This window comes from Bradyrhizobium sp. MOS001, assembly GCF_004634465.1.
Classification (GTDB): domain Bacteria; phylum Pseudomonadota; class Alphaproteobacteria; order Rhizobiales; family Xanthobacteraceae; genus Bradyrhizobium; species Bradyrhizobium barranii.
On record NZ_SPVJ01000001.1, the window covers coordinates 462,165 to 480,677 of the forward strand.

The 18,513-nt window shown below is 64.2% G+C and carries 13 protein-coding genes; 10 read left to right on the top strand and 3 right to left on the bottom strand.

Annotated elements, in window-relative coordinates:
* Positions 1–166 precede the first annotated feature (166 nt).
* The 4 genes from CT676_RS02250 (at position 167) to CT676_RS02265 (ending at position 6,151) form a co-directional block, all read left to right on the top strand.
* Positions 167–2,020 carry a KUP/HAK/KT family potassium transporter gene (locus CT676_RS02250; protein WP_135213707.1) on the top strand — a complete coding sequence of 618 codons (1,854 nt, stop codon included), beginning with the start codon at positions 167–169 and terminating at the stop codon, positions 2,018–2,020.
* 468 nt (positions 2,021–2,488) lie between these two features.
* Positions 2,489–4,792: a TonB-dependent siderophore receptor gene (locus CT676_RS02255; protein ID WP_167767905.1), complete on the top strand. Its 2,304-nt coding sequence runs from the start codon at positions 2,489–2,491 to the stop codon at positions 4,790–4,792.
* A 4-nt stretch (positions 4,793–4,796) separates the two neighbouring features.
* A complete protein-coding gene (locus CT676_RS02260) occupies positions 4,797–5,960 on the top strand; it encodes a PepSY-associated TM helix domain-containing protein (RefSeq protein WP_135213709.1) in 1,164 nt (387 codons plus the stop codon).
* The gene (locus CT676_RS02265) at positions 5,957–6,151 is read left to right on the top strand and encodes a hypothetical protein (RefSeq protein WP_071913707.1); all 195 of its coding nucleotides are present in this window, start codon (positions 5,957–5,959) and stop codon (positions 6,149–6,151) included. Before CT676_RS02260 ends, CT676_RS02265 begins: the two co-directional genes overlap by 4 nt.
* An 88-nt stretch (positions 6,152–6,239) precedes the next feature.
* Here CT676_RS02265 and gyrA read toward each other — a convergent pair whose 3' ends face one another.
* The 3 genes from gyrA to CT676_RS02280 form a co-directional block, all read right to left on the bottom strand.
* The gene (gene gyrA, locus CT676_RS02270; RefSeq protein WP_135213710.1) at positions 6,240–8,981 is read right to left on the bottom strand and encodes a DNA gyrase subunit A; all 2,742 of its coding nucleotides are present in this window, start codon (positions 8,979–8,981) and stop codon (positions 6,240–6,242) included.
* A gap of 168 nt (positions 8,982–9,149) precedes the next feature.
* Positions 9,150–9,548: a DUF2306 domain-containing protein gene (locus tag CT676_RS02275; protein ID WP_085404692.1), complete on the bottom strand. Its 399-nt coding sequence runs from the start codon at positions 9,546–9,548 to the stop codon at positions 9,150–9,152.
* Positions 9,549–9,749: 201 nt separating this feature from the next.
* Complete coding sequence (locus CT676_RS02280) at positions 9,750–10,247, bottom strand: single-stranded DNA-binding protein (protein ID WP_028153432.1); 498 nt, start codon at positions 10,245–10,247, stop codon at positions 9,750–9,752.
* 450 nt (positions 10,248–10,697) lie between these two features.
* Here CT676_RS02280 and CT676_RS02285 point away from each other — a divergent pair, with 450 nt between their 5' ends.
* From CT676_RS02285 to uvrA, 6 genes are all read left to right on the top strand, one after another.
* Positions 10,698–11,459 carry an outer membrane beta-barrel protein gene (locus CT676_RS02285; protein WP_085404690.1) on the top strand — a complete coding sequence of 254 codons (762 nt, stop codon included), beginning with the start codon at positions 10,698–10,700 and terminating at the stop codon, positions 11,457–11,459.
* Positions 11,460–11,692: 233 nt separating this feature from the next.
* A complete protein-coding gene (locus CT676_RS02290; RefSeq protein WP_085404689.1) occupies positions 11,693–12,382 on the top strand; it encodes an outer membrane protein in 690 nt (229 codons plus the stop codon).
* A 223-nt stretch (positions 12,383–12,605) separates the two neighbouring features.
* Positions 12,606–13,352: an outer membrane beta-barrel protein gene (locus CT676_RS02295; protein ID WP_085404688.1), complete on the top strand. Its 747-nt coding sequence runs from the start codon at positions 12,606–12,608 to the stop codon at positions 13,350–13,352.
* Positions 13,353–13,540: 188 nt separating this feature from the next.
* Entirely contained in the window at positions 13,541–14,305 is a 765-nt protein-coding gene (locus CT676_RS02300; RefSeq protein WP_085404687.1) for an outer membrane beta-barrel protein, read from the top strand.
* A gap of 145 nt (positions 14,306–14,450) precedes the next feature.
* Complete coding sequence (locus tag CT676_RS02305; protein WP_085404686.1) at positions 14,451–15,206, top strand: outer membrane beta-barrel protein; 756 nt, start codon at positions 14,451–14,453, stop codon at positions 15,204–15,206.
* A 303-nt stretch (positions 15,207–15,509) separates the two neighbouring features.
* Positions 15,510–18,488 carry an excinuclease ABC subunit UvrA gene (gene uvrA, locus CT676_RS02310; protein WP_135213711.1) on the top strand — a complete coding sequence of 993 codons (2,979 nt, stop codon included), beginning with the start codon at positions 15,510–15,512 and terminating at the stop codon, positions 18,486–18,488.
* Positions 18,489–18,513 lie beyond the last annotated feature (25 nt).

An 18,513-nucleotide genomic window follows, 5' to 3' on the forward strand; every position in this document is an offset into this window, starting at 1 on the left:
AAACCCCGAGATAAATCCCATGGATATTTGCGACGTCCCGTCGCAGACTGTCTGATATTCGCGCCCGTCGGAATGGCCCGGCGGGCGCGATCCCATCGGGGGGTCGACCTTGTCCAGTACGCCCGCAGTCGTTTCCGGCCATCACCCTGACCCTCTGCCAATTGCCATGACCATGGGCGCCCTCGGGGTGGTCTATGGCGATATCGGCACCAGCCCCCTCTACGCCCTGAAGGAAGCCGCCAAGGCGGCCGCCCATGGCGCTACGCTGACTCCCGAAGCTGTCCTGGGCGTTGCCTCGCTGATCCTCTGGGCCCTGCTGCTGATCATCTCGCTGAAATATGCGCTTCTGATCCTGCGCGCGGACAATCGCGGCGAAGGCGGCATCGTCGCGCTGCTGGCGCTGCTCCACGCCCGCCACGCCCAGTCCGGCACCTGGCGCGCGCATCTCCTGGTGGTCGGCCTCGTCGGCGCCGCCCTACTCTATGGCGACGGCGCGATCACCCCGGCCATCTCGGTGCTCTCAGCCATCGAAGGCCTCAAGGTCGATGCGCCCTCGCTCGCGCCGGTCGTCGTGCCCATCACCGTCGCCATCCTGATCGGGCTGTTCATGATCCAGAAGCAGGGCACGGGCTTCATCGGCCGCATCTTCGGGCCGGTGATGCTGGCCTGGTTCTTCGTGCTGGCCGCGCTCGGCGTCCACGGCATCGTCAAGGCCCCGGCCGTGCTCGCGGCACTGAGCCCGCTCTATGCCTTCAACTTCCTGATCCACCAGGACTTCCACATCTCCTTCGCGATCCTCGGCGCCGCCTTCCTGGCGGTGACCGGCGGCGAAGCCATGTACGCCGACATGGGGCATTTCGGCCGCTTCCCGATCCGGCTCGCCTGGTTCGCGATCTGCCTGCCCGCGTTGGTGCTGAACTATTTTGGGCAGGCCGCGCTGCTGATCACCGATCCCGCGATGATCGAGAACCCCTTCTTTCAGCTCTGCCCGGACGCCCTGCACTATCCGCTGGTCGCCTTCTCGGCGCTCGCGACCGTGATCGCCTCGCAGGCGATCATCTCCGGCGTGTTCTCGCTGACCCAGCAATCGATCCAGCTCGGCTTCCTGCCGCGCATGCAGATCCGCCACACCACGAGCCATGCGATGGGCCAGATCTACGTGCCGCTGGTGAACTGGCTGCTCGCTGCCGCAACGCTCGGCGCGGTCCTGAGCTTCGGCACCTCGGAAGCGCTCGCCGGCGCCTACGGCATCGCGGTGTCGCTGCTGATGGCGATCACCACGCTGCTCGCGGCCCTGGTCGCGATCCAGTGGGGCTATTCGCCGTGGATCGTGGTCGCCGTCAACGGCTTCTTCTTCGTGATCGACGTGATCTTCTTCTCCGCCAATTCGATCAAGCTGTTCGAGGGCGGCTGGTTTCCGCTGCTGCTCGCGGCCCTCGTCGCCTTCATGATGCTGACCTGGCGCAGCGGCGTGAAGCTGGTCGAAGCGGCGCGCGCGAAGCTGCGCCAGCCCGAGGAGGACCTGATCGAGACCGCGGTCAACAAGTGCCGCGCCAGACTGCCCGGGACCGCCGTCTTCCTGGCATCCGCGCCGCGCGGCGTGCCGCTGGCGCTGACGCAATTCGTCAAGCACAACCACGTGCTGCATGAGCGCATCGTCCTCGTCACCGTGCTGATCGAGGAATCCCCGCACATCACCGATGAAGACCGCGCCGAGGTGATCGAGATCATCCCCGGTATCACTCGCGTGGTCCTGCATTACGGTTTCATGCAGAATCCGACGATCTATGCCGGCCTGACGCTCGCCTGCCGCCAGGGCAAGCTGCCCGGCATCGACCTCTCCGACATCACCTACTATGTCGGCCGCGAGACCATTATCCCTAGCGAGGACATCCCGGGCATGTGGGTCTGGCGCGAAGGCCTGTTCGCCTTCCTCCAGCGCAACGCCGAACGCTCCGCCGCGTTCTTCGGCGTGCCGACCAGGCAGGTGGTGGAGTTCGGGACCGAGCTGGAGATCTGATCGTCGTGCGGATCGCCCGTTCAGGGCAAGGCAGGCTTCGCACCACGCGTCTCGATGAGATGCCGATCACCGACAGGTAGAGCTCGTCACGCCCGCTTACCCGGGAGTGTGCGACATTCGCGCGCACCTCAATCTTGTCTGGCCCATCACCAGACATACGCAGCAACAAATTCCAATGTTTTGTCGATCAGTTAGCTTCGCTTTTTTAGAAGTTCTAAGAATGCCTCCAATTATGACGTTTCGAGTGATTCAAAATTTGTCCAACTCGACGCTCGCAATCTCGCCATCTAACACGCGCGAGGGTGCGAAGTCGCGTGAGGTCAGAAGGATCATCCCGCCGGCGCGGCGATCGCCGGATGGGGCGCTGACATGGAATGCGATGGACACGGCCTGCGTGGTCGTGCGGACTATTTTTTAAGGAACACTTTCAAGAGCACAGCCAGCGCACTCACACTGGGCTGCTTGCTGATGGCCGTCACGCCGGTGAACGCGCAGAACACTGGCCAATCCGGTGCATCCGCGTTGCCGCCGGTGACGGTCGACGCACCCGTTCAGCGCGCGCAACGTCCGGTCCAGGTCCGGCGCAACGCATCGGCGCGGCGCAGTGCGAGCCAGCGGTCCGCTCAACAGGCCAACCGTTCGACAGTACAGCCGGAGCCCCAAGCGCTGGTGGGAACAGCAGCGCGCGTCAACGCCGGCACCAACGGGTTCGTCGCCACCCGCGCCTCCGGCGCCACCAAGACGGATGCGCCGATCATGTCGACGCCGGCATCGATCGCCGTCATCACTCGCGACGAAATGAATGTGCGGCGCGCCCAGAGCGTCCGCGACCTCTTGCGCTACGCGCCAGGAATCTATTTCAGCAACGATACCGATTTCCGCTTTCAGAACGTCAGCGCGCGCGGCTTCAGCCTCGAAACATATCTGGACGGGCTGCGGCTCCAGGGCGGACCGTTCGGTGCGCCGCGGGTCGATCCCTATTTGCTCGAGCGCGCCGAGGTGATCACCGGGCCGGCATCAATTCTCTACGGCGCCGCCTCGCCCGGCGGCATCCTCAACCTCGTCAGCAAGCGCCCGACTGAAAATCCGTTCGGAGAAGTCTCCCTGCAAACCGGCTCGTTCAACCGGATCCAGGGCGCCTTCGATGTCGGCGGCCCCGTCGACAAGGACAAGACGCTGCTCTACCGCGTCACCGGTATCGGCCTCAACGCCGACACCCAGGTCGACAATATCGGCGAGCAAAGATTTTCGATCGCGCCGGCCTGGACGTGGCGTCCGAGTATCGACACCACCATCACCTTCCTGACGAGCTACCGGCAGGACCCGAAGGGTGGTGCCTTCGCGCTCTTGCCGATCCAGGGCACGCTGGTGCCGGGGACGTTCGGGCAGATCCCGCGCAATTTCTTTGCCGGCGATCTCAACTACGAGACTCTCAAATACAAGCAGGCAACCGCCGGCTACGAGTTCGAGCATCGTTTCGACGACGTCTTCACGGTGCGCCAGAACGTACGCTACCTGCACAATGAGCTCAGCTATGTCGAAGTGCAGCCCGGCGGGTTCACGACGACGGGCGCGGGCGGCACGCTCCGGCTGGTCGACGGCCGCACGATCAACCGGAGCTACTTCTCGACCAACGAGAACCTCGACACATTCGCTGCCGACAACCAGCTCCAGGCCAAGTTCAACATGGGACCGTTGCAGCACACGGTGCTTGCCGGCCTCGACTACCAGCGGTTCGACTTCAACAATCTCGCCCGTTTCGCGGCCACCAACACGCTCGACATCCTGGCGCCGAATTACACGCAGAACATCGCCGTCCCCACGGCGCTCTTCCAGAACCTCGACCAGCACCTGTCGCAGCGCGGCCTCTACGTCCAGGACGAGGCCAGGCTCGGCCGGCTCACCGTCCTCGGCGGAGTCCGCTACGACTGGGCCGAGGGTAATACCTTGGCGCAGAACACCGGCGTTCGCGTCCTGAACGACGACCAGAAGCCAACCGGCCGCATTGGCGCGATCTACAATTTCGACAACGGCATTGCGCCCTATGTCAGCTACTCGACCTCGTTCCAGCCGACCTCGGTCGGCACGCTGCTGAACGGCCAACCGTTCAAGCCGACCACCGGCGAGCAGTATGAAGGCGGCGTGAAGTATCAGCCGGTCGGGACCAATCTGATGTTCACTGCCGCGGTCTACGATCTCAAGCAGCAGAACGTGGCAACGGTCATCAGCGGCCCCGGCATTCCCGCCAACACCACGGCGCAGGTTGGCGAGGTCAGCTCGCGCGGGTTCGAAGGATCCGTCGTCGGCAGCCCCCTGCCCGGCCTGAGCCTGCGCGGGCAGTACTCCTATCTCGACAACCGGATCAGCTCGCCCCAGGACGTGAATTTCGGCAAGCGGCTCGCCAACGTCCCGATGCACACCGCCTCGCTCTGGGCCAACTATCTGGTGCAGGGCGGTCCGGCGACCGGTTTCGGCTTCGGCGGCGGCGTCCGCTACGTCCACGACATGTACACGACCAACGCCAACAATCTGACGGTTCCGACCATCGTGCCGGGCGTCTTCCTGCCCGCCGCCACCGTTCCGTCCAGCACGGTGTTCGATGCGGTGCTGTCCTATGATTTCGGGATGCGGTATCAGCAGTGGAAGGGCCTCAGTGCGGCGGTGAACGTCAACAACGTGTTCGACAAGACCTATGTCTCGTTATGCACGGCCGGCGGCTGCCGCTGGGCGCTGGGGCGCACGGTGCTGGCGACGCTGACCTACCGGTGGTGAGGGGATGACAGCACAGTCAGTCAAATGGTGTTCGCTGGTCCACAAATGGACCAGCCTGGTCTGCACGCTATTCCTCCTGATGCTTTGCATCACCGGGCTCCCACTGATCTTTCATGACGAGATCGACGAGCTCTTCAAGTCAGAAGCCTCGGCCCGAGAGCTCCCGGCGGATACTCCGCAGGCTCCGCTAAGCCGGCTGGTCGACGCCGCCAAGGCGCGCTATCCGCAGCGCTATCTCCAGGTGCTCGGCTGGGACGACGATCGCGCTAACGTCGTCAACGTATTCCTCTCGGCTACGCCCGAAGCTCCCCCCGGCCAACGTTTCCTGAAGCTGTCATTCGATTCCAGAACCGCCGAATTGATCGGCGAAGACACGCAGCAGGGCGGCCTGATGAGCGCCATCCGCATGTTCCACCGCGACATGTTCTTGGGGTTGCCGGGTGAACTGTTTCTCGGCGTCATGGGCCTGCTGTTTGTCATCGCGATCGTTTCCGGCATCATGCTCTACGCGCCCTTCATGCGCCGGCTCAACTTCGGCACGGTGCGTCGTATCGGCGCGTCGCGGGTCAAATGGCTCGACCTGCACAATCTGATCGGCGGAGTGACTCTCATATGGCTGCTTGCCGTCGGCGTCACCGGTGTCATCAACACGATATCGTTGCCGCTGTTCTCCGCCTGGCGCGCGGACGTGATGCCGGAGCTGATCGCGCCGCACTTGGGCAAGCCGCCGCTTGCGAAATGGGCCGACGTCGACGACGTCACGGCCGCAGCACGTCGGGCGCTCGACGGCAACACGCCGGCCAGCATCATCTTTCCGACGGTCGCACGGTTCGGGACACCACGGCACTTCATCGTCTGGACCAAGGGCACGACGCCGATCACCTCGCGCCTGTTCACGCCCGCGATGCTCGACGCCGAAACCGGGCAGCTCGTCACCGCGCGTGGCCTGCCGTGGTATCTCAGGGCGTTGCAGGTATCGCGCCCGCTTCATTTCGGGGACTACGGCAGCCTGCCGCTGAAGATCATCTGGGCGCTGTTCGATCTTGCCGCCATCGTCGTGCTTGCCAGCGGCGTCTATCTCTGGCTCGGCAAGCGCAAATCACCTCGCTTCACCACGCGCGCGCAGGACGGGCCGCCTGTCGTAGCGACATCCGGGATCCGTCCATGAAGCGCGAGCGCCACACCATGGACGAGATCTTTCGCTGGCCGCTCCTGCTCGGGGGGCTCATCCTTGTCGGGCTGGCGTCGGCGCTGTTCGGCGACGATGGCTGGGACGCGCTGTCCTGGGCAGCACTGGCAATTCCGCTGGCCGTGCTCGGCTGGAAGGCATCGCGCCAGCCGCATCTTCCAGGATCATAGGCCGGACACCGGCGCGTTGTGCCGTGCCGGACCTATCCGGTTGATTGCAACCGTCAACGGAGACGACACCTGACGGGATCGGCTCGATCTACGAACCGTTCCCATTCTCGCCGTTCCCGCTATCGGCCTCTTCCGTGATGTGCTCGACCGAGACGACGTGCTCGTCCTCGGCGGTGTCGAACACGATCACGCCCTGGGTCGAGCGGCCGGCGACGCGGATGCCTTCGACCGGGCAGCGGATCAGCTGGCCCTTGTCCGTGACCAGCATGATCTGGTCGGCGTCTTCCACCGGGAACGAGGCCACCAGGTTGCCGTTGCGGTTGTTGACGCTCATGGCGACGATGCCTTTGCCGCCGCGGCCAGTGGTGCGGTACTCGTAGGACGAGGTCCGCTTGCCGTAGCCGTTGACGGAGACGGTGAGCACGACCTGCTCGGCCGCCGACATCTCGACATAGCGCTCCTGCGGGAGCTGGAAGCTGCCGGAGGTCGTCTCTTCGGCCTCGGCATCCGCCGGAGCCTCGTCGACCACGGCTTCGCCGGCCACCGCACGGCGCATCTTCAAATAGGCCGAACGTTCGTCCGAGGTGGTCTCCATGTGGCGCAAGATGGCCAGCGAGATCACCTTGTCGCCCTCGGCAAGCGCAATGCCGCGCACGCCCATGGAAGTGCGGCCGGTAAACACGCGCACGTCGGGCACGGGGAAGCGGATGCACTGGCCGCCGGCGCCGGTCAAAAGCACGTCGTCGCGCTCGGTGCAGATCTGCACGTCCACGATCGCTTCATTCTCGTCCAGCTTCATGGCGATGATGCCGGAGCGGCGGACGTCGACGAAGTCGGACAGCTTGTTGCGCCGGACGTTGCCGCCGGTGGTGGCGAACATCACGTCGAGGTTGCCCCAGGTCGATTCATCCTCCGGCAGCGGCATGATGGTGGTGATGCGCTCGCCCTGCTCCAGCGGCAGGATGTTGATCAGCGCCTTGCCGCGCGCGTTCGGCGCGGCCATCGGCAGGCGCCACACCTTCTCCTTGTAGACCTGGCCGCGCGACGAGAAGAACAGCACCGGTGTGTGCGTCGACGCCACGAACAGGCGGCTGACGAAATCCTCGTCGCGGGTCTGCATGCCGGCGCGACCCTTGCCGCCGCGGCGCTGCGCCCGGTAGGCCGACAGCGGCACGCGCTTGACGTAGCCGGCGTGGGAGACGGTGACGACCATATCCTCGCGCTGGATCAGGTCCTCGTCCTCGACCTCGCCCTCCTGCTCGATGATCACGGTGCGGCGCGGGGTCGCGAACTCGGCCTTCACCTCGGCGAGCTCGGTCTTGATGATGCCCAGCACGCGGGCGCGCGAGCGCAGGATGTCGAGATAGTCGGCGATCTCGCCGGCGAGCTTGTCGAGCTCGTCGCGGATTTCGTCGCGGCCGAGCGCGGTGAGGCGCTGAAGGCGCAGGTCGAGAATGGCCCTCGCCTGCTCCATCGACAGCCGGATCGTGCCGTCCTCGCTGATGCGGTGACGCGGATCGTCGATCAGCGTCAGCATGTCCTCGACGTCCCGTGCCGGCCAGTCGCGCGCCATCAGGGTGTCGCGGGCAGTGGTCGGGTCGGGCGAGGTCCGGATGACGCGGATCATCTCGTCGATATTGGCGACCGCGATCGCCAGACCGACCAGGATGTGGGCGCGATCGCGCGCCTTGGCGAGCAGGAACTTGGTGCGCCGCGTGACGACCCGCTCGCGGAAATCGACGAAGATCGCCAGCAGGTCCTTCAGATGCATGATCCGCGGACGTCCGCTGTCGAGCGCCACCATGTTGACGCCGAAGCTCGTCTGCAGCGGCGTGAACCTGTACAGCTGGTTCAGCACCACATCCGGCACGGCGTCGCGCTTCAATTCGATGACGACACGGTAGCCGTCGCGGTCGGATTCATCGCGCAGGTCGCCGATGCCCTCGATCTTCTTTTCCTTGACCAGCTCGGCGATGCGCTCGACCATCGTCGCCTTGTTCACCTGGTAGGGAATCTCGGTGATGATGATCGCCTCGCGCTCCTTGCGGATGGTCTCGATCGCGACCTTGCCGCGCATGACGATGGAGCCGCGGCCGAGGTGGTAGGCGGCGCGGATGCCCGCGCGTCCGAGAATGACGCCGCCGGTCGGGAAATCCGGTCCCGGAACGATGTTGATGAGTTCCTCGATGGTGAGCGCAGGATTATCGATCAACGCGACGCAGGCGTCGATGACCTCACCGAGATTGTGCGGCGGGATGTTGGTGGCCATGCCGACCGCGATGCCGCCCGCCCCGTTGACCAGGAGGTTCGGGAACTTGGCCGGCAGGACCGACGGCTCGGTTTCGTTGTTGTCGTAGTTCGGCTGGAAGTCGACGGTGTCCTTGTCGATGTCGGCCAGCAGAGCCAACGCCACCTTCGTCAGTCGCGCTTCGGTGTACCGATAGGCGGCCGGGGGATCGCCGTCGACCGAGCCGAAATTGCCCTGGCCGTCGATGAGCGGCACGCGCATCGAGAAGTCCTGCGCCATCCGGACCATGGCGTCGTAGATCGACTGGTCGCCATGCGGATGATATTTACCGATGACGTCACCGACCACGCGCGCCGACTTGACGTACTTCTTGTCGGGCGTGTGCCCCTGCTCGTTCATCGAGTAGAGGATGCGACGATGAACCGGCTTCAACCCGTCGCGCGCATCGGGCAGCGCACGCGCCACGATCACGCTCATCGCGTAATCGAGGTAGGACTTCTTCATCTCCTCGTAGATGGAAACGGGACGAATGTCCGAGGGTTGCGCCGGCTGGTCGCCGGGCTTGTTGTCGTCGTCAGCCAAGGGGAAATCCGGTGAGATTTTATCTGGGAATCATATAGCGCATCGCCCCCCTGATAACCACCCTTGCGAGGTCTGGGGAAGCGGTTTTTCCGACTGTTTTTCCAGAGACTTACGAGCTCAGCACCACTGCCTCGAGCGAAGCCGGAATGAGCCGCCGGGAACCACGTCCTAGGCTCCGAAAATCACCCGGTGCATGATCCGTCCAGGCACAAGCGTGAACAGCCCGGCAATCACGAGCGCGCCGATGAACGTCATGATCATGATACGCCGGTGATCGGCGACCCGATGGGTATGCGCCCGCCACACCGCGAGCGGTAGCATCACCAGCGTGAAGATCGACAGGAGATGGATCGGGCTGAACGGCCCGATCAGACGGATCTGGTGGATCCAGAACGACGAGGCCGCCACCACCGCCATCAGCGCCACCCAGATCCAGCCGATCGTCCGGTGCGGCAGCGTTCCCTTGGGGGCAGCAAACTGGACAAGGCCGAGCACGAAGGCGGCCATGGCGGCAAAGGCATGCAGCGGGATCGCTGGAGCAGCCTCAAGCAGCGGCGCAACGCTCATGCAGGGCTTTCTCCGATCGACGGCCGACCAACGTGAATAGAATTAACATCAAGTTAATATCATTCACATCACGCCTCGTCAAAGGCCTGAGGCAGCACATGAGGCAAGCCCGGAAAAACCGAGCTTTGCCCGCCAATTGGTAAGGAATCCTGTCTCTCTACGCGAGCAAGGTGACATCAGGGGCGAAGCGCCCCGCCCGTCTCAGAACGGGATGTCGTCGTCCATGTCGCTGTTGCGGCCACCGCCGCCGCCGGCGGCAACGGCACGGCGCGGCGCGCTGCTGACGGGACCGGAGGAGCCGAAATCGCCGCCCGGCTCGTCGCCGAAGCTGCCGCCTCCACCGCCGCCGCGGCCGTCGAGCATCGTCAGGGTCGAGTTGAAGCCCTGGAGCACGACCTCGGTGGAGTACTTCTCGGCGCCGCTCTGGTCGGTCCATTTGCGGGTCTGGAGCGCGCCCTCGATGTAAACCTTCGCGCCCTTCTTCAGGTACTGCTCGGCGACCTTGCAGAGCCCTTCATTGAAGATCACGACGCGATGCCACTCGGTCTTTTCCTTGCGCTCGCCGCTATTCTTGTCGCGCCAGGTCTCCGAGGTGGCGATGCTCAAATTCGCGATCGGCCGCCCGTCCTGGGTGCGGCGGATTTCGGGATCCTTGCCGAGATTTCCAACCAGAATGACCTTGTTGACGCTTCCCGCCATCGCCGCTCTCCACTCCGAATGCCACTGAATTTTAGAAGGCCCGGGACGCGCCCGCGTCCTCTGCAACCTGTTGACGCGACCCTATACGCTTGCGCGGACGGATCGGCCCGTCACCCCTCCACTTATCCCCACATATAGCACCCCTGGCCGGTTCGTTCCAGATTTGTTCTTATGACTCCCCTCACCTTGTTGCGCTGGCAAGACGACACCGCGCTGCACAAAGACGGCCTGCGCCAAATGGAATTTCCCCGAATTCCTGAGAACGGCGAAAACAGCTTAACATTCATCAAGTTAGAGGCAGTTCAGATGCCGCCCGACTGTTGCATTCCGGAGACGGACTCCGCCGCCCGCCTAAGCTACGCTTGCCGCGGAATTAGATTCTTATAGGCGTCGCGCCTGATCAGCCGCTTCGGGGACTTCGAAAAGCGGTCAGAAACTGGGGGGACTGCAATGAATAAGATTTTGATTGGTACTATTGGTGCAATCGCGTTGGGGCTGTCGGCTCCCGCAAGCGCGGCAGATCTCGCTGCGCGTCCCTACACCAAGGCTCCGGCACCGATGATCGCGACCATCTACGACTGGAGCGGCTTCTACATCGGTATCAACGGCGGCGGCGGCACCAGCCACAAGTGCTGGGACGTCGATATCGGCGGTGGCGTTCTCGTAGGCGAAGGCTGCCACAACGCGACCGGCGGCACGGTCGGCGGCCAGGTCGGCTACCGCTGGCAGTCAGCCAACTGGGTGTTCGGCTTCGAAGGCCAGGGCAACTGGGCCGATTTCTCGGGTGACAACATCAGTGCGATCAGCGGCCTGCGCGATCGTTCGAAGATCAACGCCTTCGGCCTGATTACCGGTCAGGTCGGTTACGCCTGGAACAACGTCCTGGTCTACGTGAAGGGCGGCGGCGCCGTCGTCAGCGATCGCTACCGCAGCTTCGACGTCGCCAGCGGCCTCGAGTTCGACCGGGCCAACGAGACCCGTTGGGGCGGCACCGTGGGTGCGGGCGTCGAGTTCGGATTCGCCCCGAACTGGACCGTGGGCTTCGAGTACGACCACATCTTCCTCGGCAACCGCACCATCGGCTTCACCGGATCCGGCAATTTCGCCCCGCTCGGCGTTGCCACACGCTCCGATCGCATCAGCCAGGACGTCGATATCGGCCTCGTCCGCGTGAACTATCGCTGGGGCGGTCCGATGATCGCAAGATACTGACATCCCTCTGAAATCGCTTGGAGATCAAAAGCCGGCCTCGCGCCGGCCTTTTTGCGTGGGCAACGGGAATTATAGGTCAGTCACCGTTACGTTTTGCGATTATTGTGGCTTTTGGGAGACGCAACTTGCGGCTTTGCTCGTGTAAGCACGACATCAGTTGGACCACGGCGTCCGATGTCCTTCCGAACGCACGGAAGGCAAAAACAGAAACCGGGACTGGGATTAGTTTGAAAATGAAGAAGGTTTTGTTGGCTTCGGCCTGTTTGTTCGCTCTCGCTGCTCCGGCTTCGGCCGCTGATCTCGCGGCGCGCCCCTACACCAAGGCTCCGGTGGCGGTGGCCTCGGTCTACAACTGGACCGGCTTCTACCTCGGTATCGTCGGCGGCGGCGCCTGGGAAAACGGTTCCGGCGACCCGAAGATGAAGGGTGGCTTCGTCGGCGGCACCGCCGGCTACAACTGGCAGACCGGCAACGTCGTGTTCGGCGTCGAGGCTGATGGTTCCTGGGCTGACGTCAGCGCTTCGGCGACCGGCGCCACTGTTGTTCCCGGATTCGGCGTTGTGACCGCAACGGCGAGCTCGAAGACCGATGCCATGGGCACCGTGCGCGGCCGTATCGGCTACGCCGTCAATCAGGTCCTGTTCTACGGCACCGGCGGCTACGCCTGGATCGACAACAAGATCACCCTCTCCGCTCTCGGCCTGACCGCATCGGACAGCAAGTGGCACTCCGGCTGGACCGTCGGCGCGGGCGTCGAGGCGTTCTTCGCTCCGCAGTGGTCGGTCAAGGGCGAGTACCTCTATCGCAGCCTCGGCGGCGAGACCTACTTCTCGGGCGCCCTGCCCACCGGCACGCTCAACTTCCACACCGTGCAGGTCGGCGTGAACTATCACTTCGGGGGCCCGGTGGTCGCGAAGTACTGAGCTTCGCTTCCAACGCACCGCGTTACGAAAGGCCGGCCTTGCGCCGGCCTTTTTGTTTTCGCGCGTCCAGATCCAGGCCAACCGATTCCCAACGTTTTCGGGGAAAGCTGTGGTATCCCGGTGACACAACCTTCGGCTTCAATGGTGTAGAGCAATGACATCGGTTGGGTCATTGGGTCGGCCGTTTTTGGTCGACAAAGAGAAACGAAACTGGGGAATTGAAATGAAGAAGGTTTTGCTGGCCTCGGCCAGTCTGTTCGCACTCAGCGCGTTGGCTCCCGCCTCGGCGGCCGATTTGGCGGCCCGCCCCTACACCAAGGCGCCCATTGCTGTGGCCTCGATCTACAACTGGAGCGGGTTCTACCTCGGCATCAACGGCGGCGGCGCTTCGAGCCGCAACTGCTGGGATGTCAACAATATCTTCGGCGTTGCGGGTCCGGACACGGCTGAAGGCTGTCACAATGCGACAGGCGGCGTCGTCGGTGGCCAGGTCGGTTATCGCTGGCAGTCGGCCAGCTGGGTGTTCGGCCTTGAAGCCCAGGGCGACTGGGCCAATCTGAAGGGCTCGAATACGAGCGTGGCGCTTGCTCCGCTGGTCAACGAGACCAAGATCGACGCGATCGGCCTGTTCACCGGCCAGGTCGGCTATGCCTGGAACAATGTGCTCTGGTACGTGAAGGGTGGCGCGGCGGTCACGCATGCCAAGTACAACGGCACGGTCGTCGGCGTGGTCCTCGACAGCGCAAGCGAGACGCGCTGGGGCGGCGCGGTCGGCACCGGCCTCGAATTCGGCTTCGCGCCGAACTGGTCCGTTGCCATCGAATACGACCATCTGTTCATGGGCAAGCGCAACAACTCGTTCACGTTTCTCGGCATCAACGACCGCATCGACCGTATCAAGCAGGACGTCGACATGGGCACGGTCCGCGTGAACTACACCTTCGGCGGCCCGGTCGTGGCGAAGTACTAACCGTCGCCTCCGACGCCATCGCGTTACGAAAGGCCGGCCTTGCGCCGGCCTTTTTGTTTTCGCGCGTACGGCATGAGCGTTTGCGGACAAGTTCCATTTTCGGCGCGCTGTGACCCTCCGGTGACAGACTGTCACACCTCAAAGGTTGTATCGAAGATCGCAACAACTTCGGCCGTGGGGGGTCCGTCTTGAACAAGTTTATGCTTGCCGCCGCCGGCATAGTCGCGATGACCACGTCCGTTTCGGCGGCCGATCTGGCGGCGAGGCCCTACACCAAAGCTCCTGCCCCGATGATCGCCGCGGTCTACGATTGGAGCGGCTTCTACATCGGCGCCAACGGTGGTGGCGGCTGGAGCCATAATTGCTGGGACATCGTTACCAACATCCTCGGTGCGCCGGTCACTCCCCCCGCATCGGAGGGCTGCCACACCGCGACCGGCGGCGTGGCCGGCGGCCAGGCCGGCTTTCGCTGGCAAAGCGCGTCGTGGGTGTTCGGCGTGGAAGGCCAGGGCGACTGGGCTCACCTTAGCGGCTCCAATGGACCGAGCCTGGCTGCCGGCGGCGTCGGCTCAGACCGCTCGAAGATCAACGCCTTCGGTCTCGTGACCGGCCAGGTCGGCTACGCCTGGAGCAATGTGCTGTTCTACGCGAAGGGTGGTGCGATGGTTGTGAGCGACAAATACGAAGGCTTAACCACTGCCACCGGCTTCGTGTTCGACAGGGCGAATGAAACGCGCTGGGGCGGAGCGGTTGGTGCTGGCCTCGATTTCGGCGTAACGCCCAACATCGTGGTCGGCGTCGATTATGTGCACGGCTTCATGGGATCGCGCGACAACCGCTTTACGTTCAACAACGGCACGTTCTCGCGCGCCGATCGGATCCGCCAGGACGTTGACATTGCAACGGCCCGCGTCAGTTACAGGTTCGGCGGCCCCCTCATCGCCAAATACTGATCTTCGCCTCCGACGCCATCGCGTTACGAAAGGCCGGCCTTGTGCCGGCCTTTTTGTTTTCGCGCGAGGGTGCACCCAACCGTCTTGGAGTCGTGAGGCGCGCGCAAGGCGTCCGCGAATGGCTTTGACGAGTTGGGGACGTGACATGAAGACGTGGATGCTGGCTGCGGTCAGCCTGTTCGCAGTCGGCGCGGTCGCGCCGGCTACCGCCGCCGATCTACCGATCTACAAGGCACCGGCGGCCGCCGTTCCCCTCTACGACTGGAGCGGCATCTATGTCGGCATCAACGGCGGCGGCGGGCTGGCCCATGCATGCTGGGGCGTGACCCGCGCGCTCGGCGTCGCTGTCGATCCGGCCGTTGGCGAAGGCTGTCACAATGCGGGCGGTGGCACGATCGGCGGACAACTCGGCTATCGCTGGCAGAAGTCGCGCTGGGTGTTCGGCATCGAGGGCCAGGGCAACTGGGCCGACTTCAAGGGCAGCAATGTCAGCGTGGCGCTGCCGCTGTTCACCAACCAGACCAAGATCGACAGCTTCGGCCTGTTCACTGGCCAGATGGGCTACGCCGTCAACAACCTGCTCTTCTATGGCAAGGCTGGCGCCGCGGTGGCGCACGACAAGTACGACACCTTCGTCCCCGGCGTCCCGGCGGCGGTGTTCAACAGCGTCAACCAGACCCGCTGGGGCTACACCATCGGCATCGGCGTGGAATGGGGCTTTGCCGAGAACTGGTCGGTCGGCGGCGAGTACAACCATGTCTTCCTCGGCCATCACAGCGCCGACTTCGCAACGCTCGTCGGCGGCTTCGCCCCGCGCACCGACCGGATCGGCCAGGATATCGACATGGGCCTGATCCGCATCAATTACCGCTGGGGCGGCCCGGTCGTCGCCAAATACTGAGACAAAGCTCCCTCAGGAACCTCCAAGTCCTGATCATGTGCGGATTGCCCCAAATCCGCATTCAAACGCGAACGAAGGGCTGGCCTCGCGCCGGCCCTTCGCATGTTCCGGGGGGCCTGCTCCTGCCAGATGCCGCCAGCGCGCCAACAATCCGTTGACGATTCGCACACGCCACTGGAAATCTGCTCCCGTTCTTCCTACGTTCGCTGCCATACCCATCGGCGCCGATCCCGGTTCCGGGCGACGCGCGCCTTTTTTGTTGGCGCGATCGCGCACCTTTGGGATTCCTTGAGGGCAACTCGGATGGATGAAGTGATCAAGGCGAAGCGCCAACAGCAGAACGCGGGATCCAGCCTGCGCGCAATTACGATCCGTGGCGCGCGCGAGCACAACCTCAAGAATGTCGACGTCGAGATCCCCCGCGACAAGCTGGTGGTGTTCACCGGGCTGTCAGGCTCCGGCAAATCCTCGCTCGCCTTCGACACCATCTATGCGGAGGGCCAGCGCCGCTACGTCGAATCGCTGTCGGCCTATGCGCGCCAGTTCCTGGAGATGATGCAGAAGCCTGATGTCGACCAGATCGACGGCCTGTCGCCGGCGATCTCGATCGAGCAGAAGACGACCTCGAAGAACCCGCGCTCGACCGTCGGCACCGTCACCGAGATCTACGACTACATGCGCCTGCTCTGGGCGCGCGTCGGCGTGCCCTATTCGCCCGCCACGGGTCTGCCGATCGAGAGCCAGACCGTCTCGCAGATGGTCGACCGCGTGCTGGCGCTGCCCGAAGGCACCCGCCTCTATCTGCTCGCCCCGGTCGTGCGCGGCCGCAAGGGCGAGTACCGCAAGGAACTCGCCGAATGGCTCAAGAAGGGTTTTCAGCGCGTCAAGATCGACGGCACCTTCCATGAGCTCGCGGAGGCGCCGACGCTCGACAAGAAATTTCCGCACGACATCGACGTCGTGGTCGACCGCATCGTGGTGCGCGCCGACATCGGCCAGCGCCTCGCCGAAAGCTTTGAGACCGCGCTGAAGCTCGCGGAGGGCCTCGCCGTCGTCGAGTTCGCCGATGCGCCTGCAGCGGCTGCGCCCGTCGAGGAGAAGAAGAAGACCGCAAAAATCCACGACAAGAGCGGGCCTGAGCGCATCCTGTTCTCGGAAAAATTCGCTTGCCCCGTCACCGGCTTCACGATTCCGGAGATCGAGCCGCGCCTATTCTCGTTCAACAATCCCTACGGCGCCTGCCCGGCCTGCGGCGGCCTCGGCGTCGAGCAGCATGTCGACGAGGACCTCGTCATCCCCGACAAGGAGCTCGCCATCGGCAAGGGCGCGATCGCGCCCTGGGCCAAGTCGTCATCGCCTTACTATATTCAGACGCTGACGGCGCTCGGCAAGCACTACAAGTTCACCCTGACCACCAAATGGAAGGATCTGCCGAAGAAGACGCAGAACGCGATCCTCCTTGGCTCGGGCGAGGACGAGATCAAGTTCTCCTACGAGGACGGCGTCCGCTCCTACGACACCAAGAAGCCGTTCGAGGGCGTCATCACCAACATCAACCGCCGCTATCGCGAGACCGAGAGCGAGTGGGCGCGCGAGGAGCTCGCAAAATATTTCCACGACGTCCCCTGCGAAGGCTGCAAGGGTTTCCGGCTGAAGCCCGAGGCGCTCTGCGTCAAGATCGGCGGCAAGCATATCGGCGAGATCTCGGAGCTGTCGGTCAGGAAGGCCGGCGAATGGTTCGAGACCGTGCCCGAGGCGCTGAACACGCAGCAGAACGAGATCGCCGGCCGCATCCTCAAGGAGATTCGCGAGCGCCTCACCTTCCTGCTCGACGTCGGCCTCAACTACCTCACTCTGTCCCGCTCCTCCGGCACGCTGTCCGGCGGCGAGAGCCAGCGCATCCGCCTCGCCTCGCAGATCGGCTCGGGACTGACTGGCGTGCTCTACGTGCTGGACGAGCCCTCGATCGGCCTGCACCAGCGCGACAACGCCCGCCTGCTCGATACGCTGAAGCGCCTGCGCGACCTCGGCAACACCGTGATCGTGGTCGAGCATGACGAGGACGCGATCCTGCTTGCCGACTACGTCCTCGACATCGGGCCCGGCGCCGGCATGCATGGCGGCAACATCGTCGCCGAAGGCACGCCCGCCGAGATCATGCGCAACCCGAAATCGCTCACCGGCAAATATCTCACCGGCGAGCTCGAGGTCGAGGTGCCGGAGCGGCGCCCGCCGAACCATCGCCGCACCATCAAGGTGGTCAACGCGCGCGGCAACAACCTTAAGAACGTCACGGCCGAGATTCCGCTGGGCCTGTTCACGGCCGTCACCGGCGTCTCCGGCGGCGGCAAGTCGACGCTGCTGATCGACACGCTCTACAAGGCCATCGCCCGCAAGCTGAACAACGCTAGCGAAGGCGCCGCACCCCACGATCGCATCGAGGGCCTCGAGCACATCGACAAGATCATCGACATCGACCAGTCGCCGATCGGCCGCACCCCGCGCTCGAACCCCGCGACCTATACCGGCGCCTTCACGCCGATCCGCGAATGGTTCGCCGGCCTGCCCGAAGCGAAGGCGCGCGGCTACGAGCCCGGCCGCTTCTCCTTCAACGTCAAGGGCGGCCGCTGCGAGGCCTGCCAGGGCGACGGCGTCATCAAGATCGAGATGCACTTCCTGCCCGACGTCTACGTCACCTGCGACGTCTGCAAGGGCAAGCGTTACAACCGCGAGACGCTGGAGGTCCTGTTCAAGGGCAAGAGCATCGCCGACGTGCTCGACATGACCGTCGAGGAAGCCGCCGACTTCTTCAAGGCGGTGCCGCGCGTGCGCGAGACCTTCCAGACCCTGCACCGCGTCGGGCTCGATTACATCCATGTCGGCCAGCAGGCGACGACCCTGTCGGGCGGCGAAGCCCAGCGCGTCAAGCTCGCGAAGGAGCTGTCGAAGCGCGCCACCGGCCGCACGCTCTACATCCTGGACGAGCCGACCACCGGCCTGCACTTCCACGACGTCAAGAAGCTGCTTGAGGTGCTGCACGAGCTCGTCGCACAGGGCAACACGGTCGTCGTCATCGAGCACAATCTCGAAGTCATCAAGACGGCCGACTGGGTCATCGACCTCGGCCCCGAAGGCGGCGACGGCGGCGGCGAGATCGTCGCCTGGGGCCCGCCGGAGGACATCGCGAAAGCGCCGCGGAGCTACACGGGGAAGTTTCTGGAGCCGGTGCTGAAGAAGGCACGGAAGCCGAAGCGGAGGAGCACGAGCGAGGCGGCGGAGTAGAGTTCATTCCGCCTCGTCCGCGGGA

Bases quoted from the DNA above. Each gene is read 5' to 3' on its own strand.
- CT676_RS02280 (WP_028153432.1), bottom strand. From the start codon at position 10,247: ATGGCGGGAAGCGTCAACAAGGTCATTCTGGTTGGAAATCTCGGCAAG.
- CT676_RS02285 (WP_085404690.1), top strand. From the start codon at position 10,698: ATGAATAAGATTTTGATTGGTACTATTGGTGCAATCGCGTTGGGGCTG.
- CT676_RS02290 (WP_085404689.1), top strand. From the start codon at position 11,693: ATGAAGAAGGTTTTGTTGGCTTCGGCCTGTTTGTTCGCTCTCGCTGCT.
- CT676_RS02260 (WP_135213709.1), top strand. From the start codon at position 4,797: ATGACAGCACAGTCAGTCAAATGGTGTTCGCTGGTCCACAAATGGACC.
- CT676_RS02250 (WP_135213707.1), top strand. From the start codon at position 167: ATGACCATGGGCGCCCTCGGGGTGGTCTATGGCGATATCGGCACCAGC.
- CT676_RS02295 (WP_085404688.1), top strand. From the start codon at position 12,606: ATGAAGAAGGTTTTGCTGGCCTCGGCCAGTCTGTTCGCACTCAGCGCG.
- CT676_RS02265 (WP_071913707.1), top strand. From the start codon at position 5,957: ATGAAGCGCGAGCGCCACACCATGGACGAGATCTTTCGCTGGCCGCTC.
- CT676_RS02305 (WP_085404686.1), top strand. From the start codon at position 14,451: ATGAAGACGTGGATGCTGGCTGCGGTCAGCCTGTTCGCAGTCGGCGCG.
- CT676_RS02275 (WP_085404692.1), bottom strand. From the start codon at position 9,548: ATGAGCGTTGCGCCGCTGCTTGAGGCTGCTCCAGCGATCCCGCTGCAT.
- CT676_RS02255 (WP_167767905.1), top strand. From the start codon at position 2,489: ATGGCCGTCACGCCGGTGAACGCGCAGAACACTGGCCAATCCGGTGCA.
- uvrA (WP_135213711.1), top strand. From the start codon at position 15,510: ATGGATGAAGTGATCAAGGCGAAGCGCCAACAGCAGAACGCGGGATCC.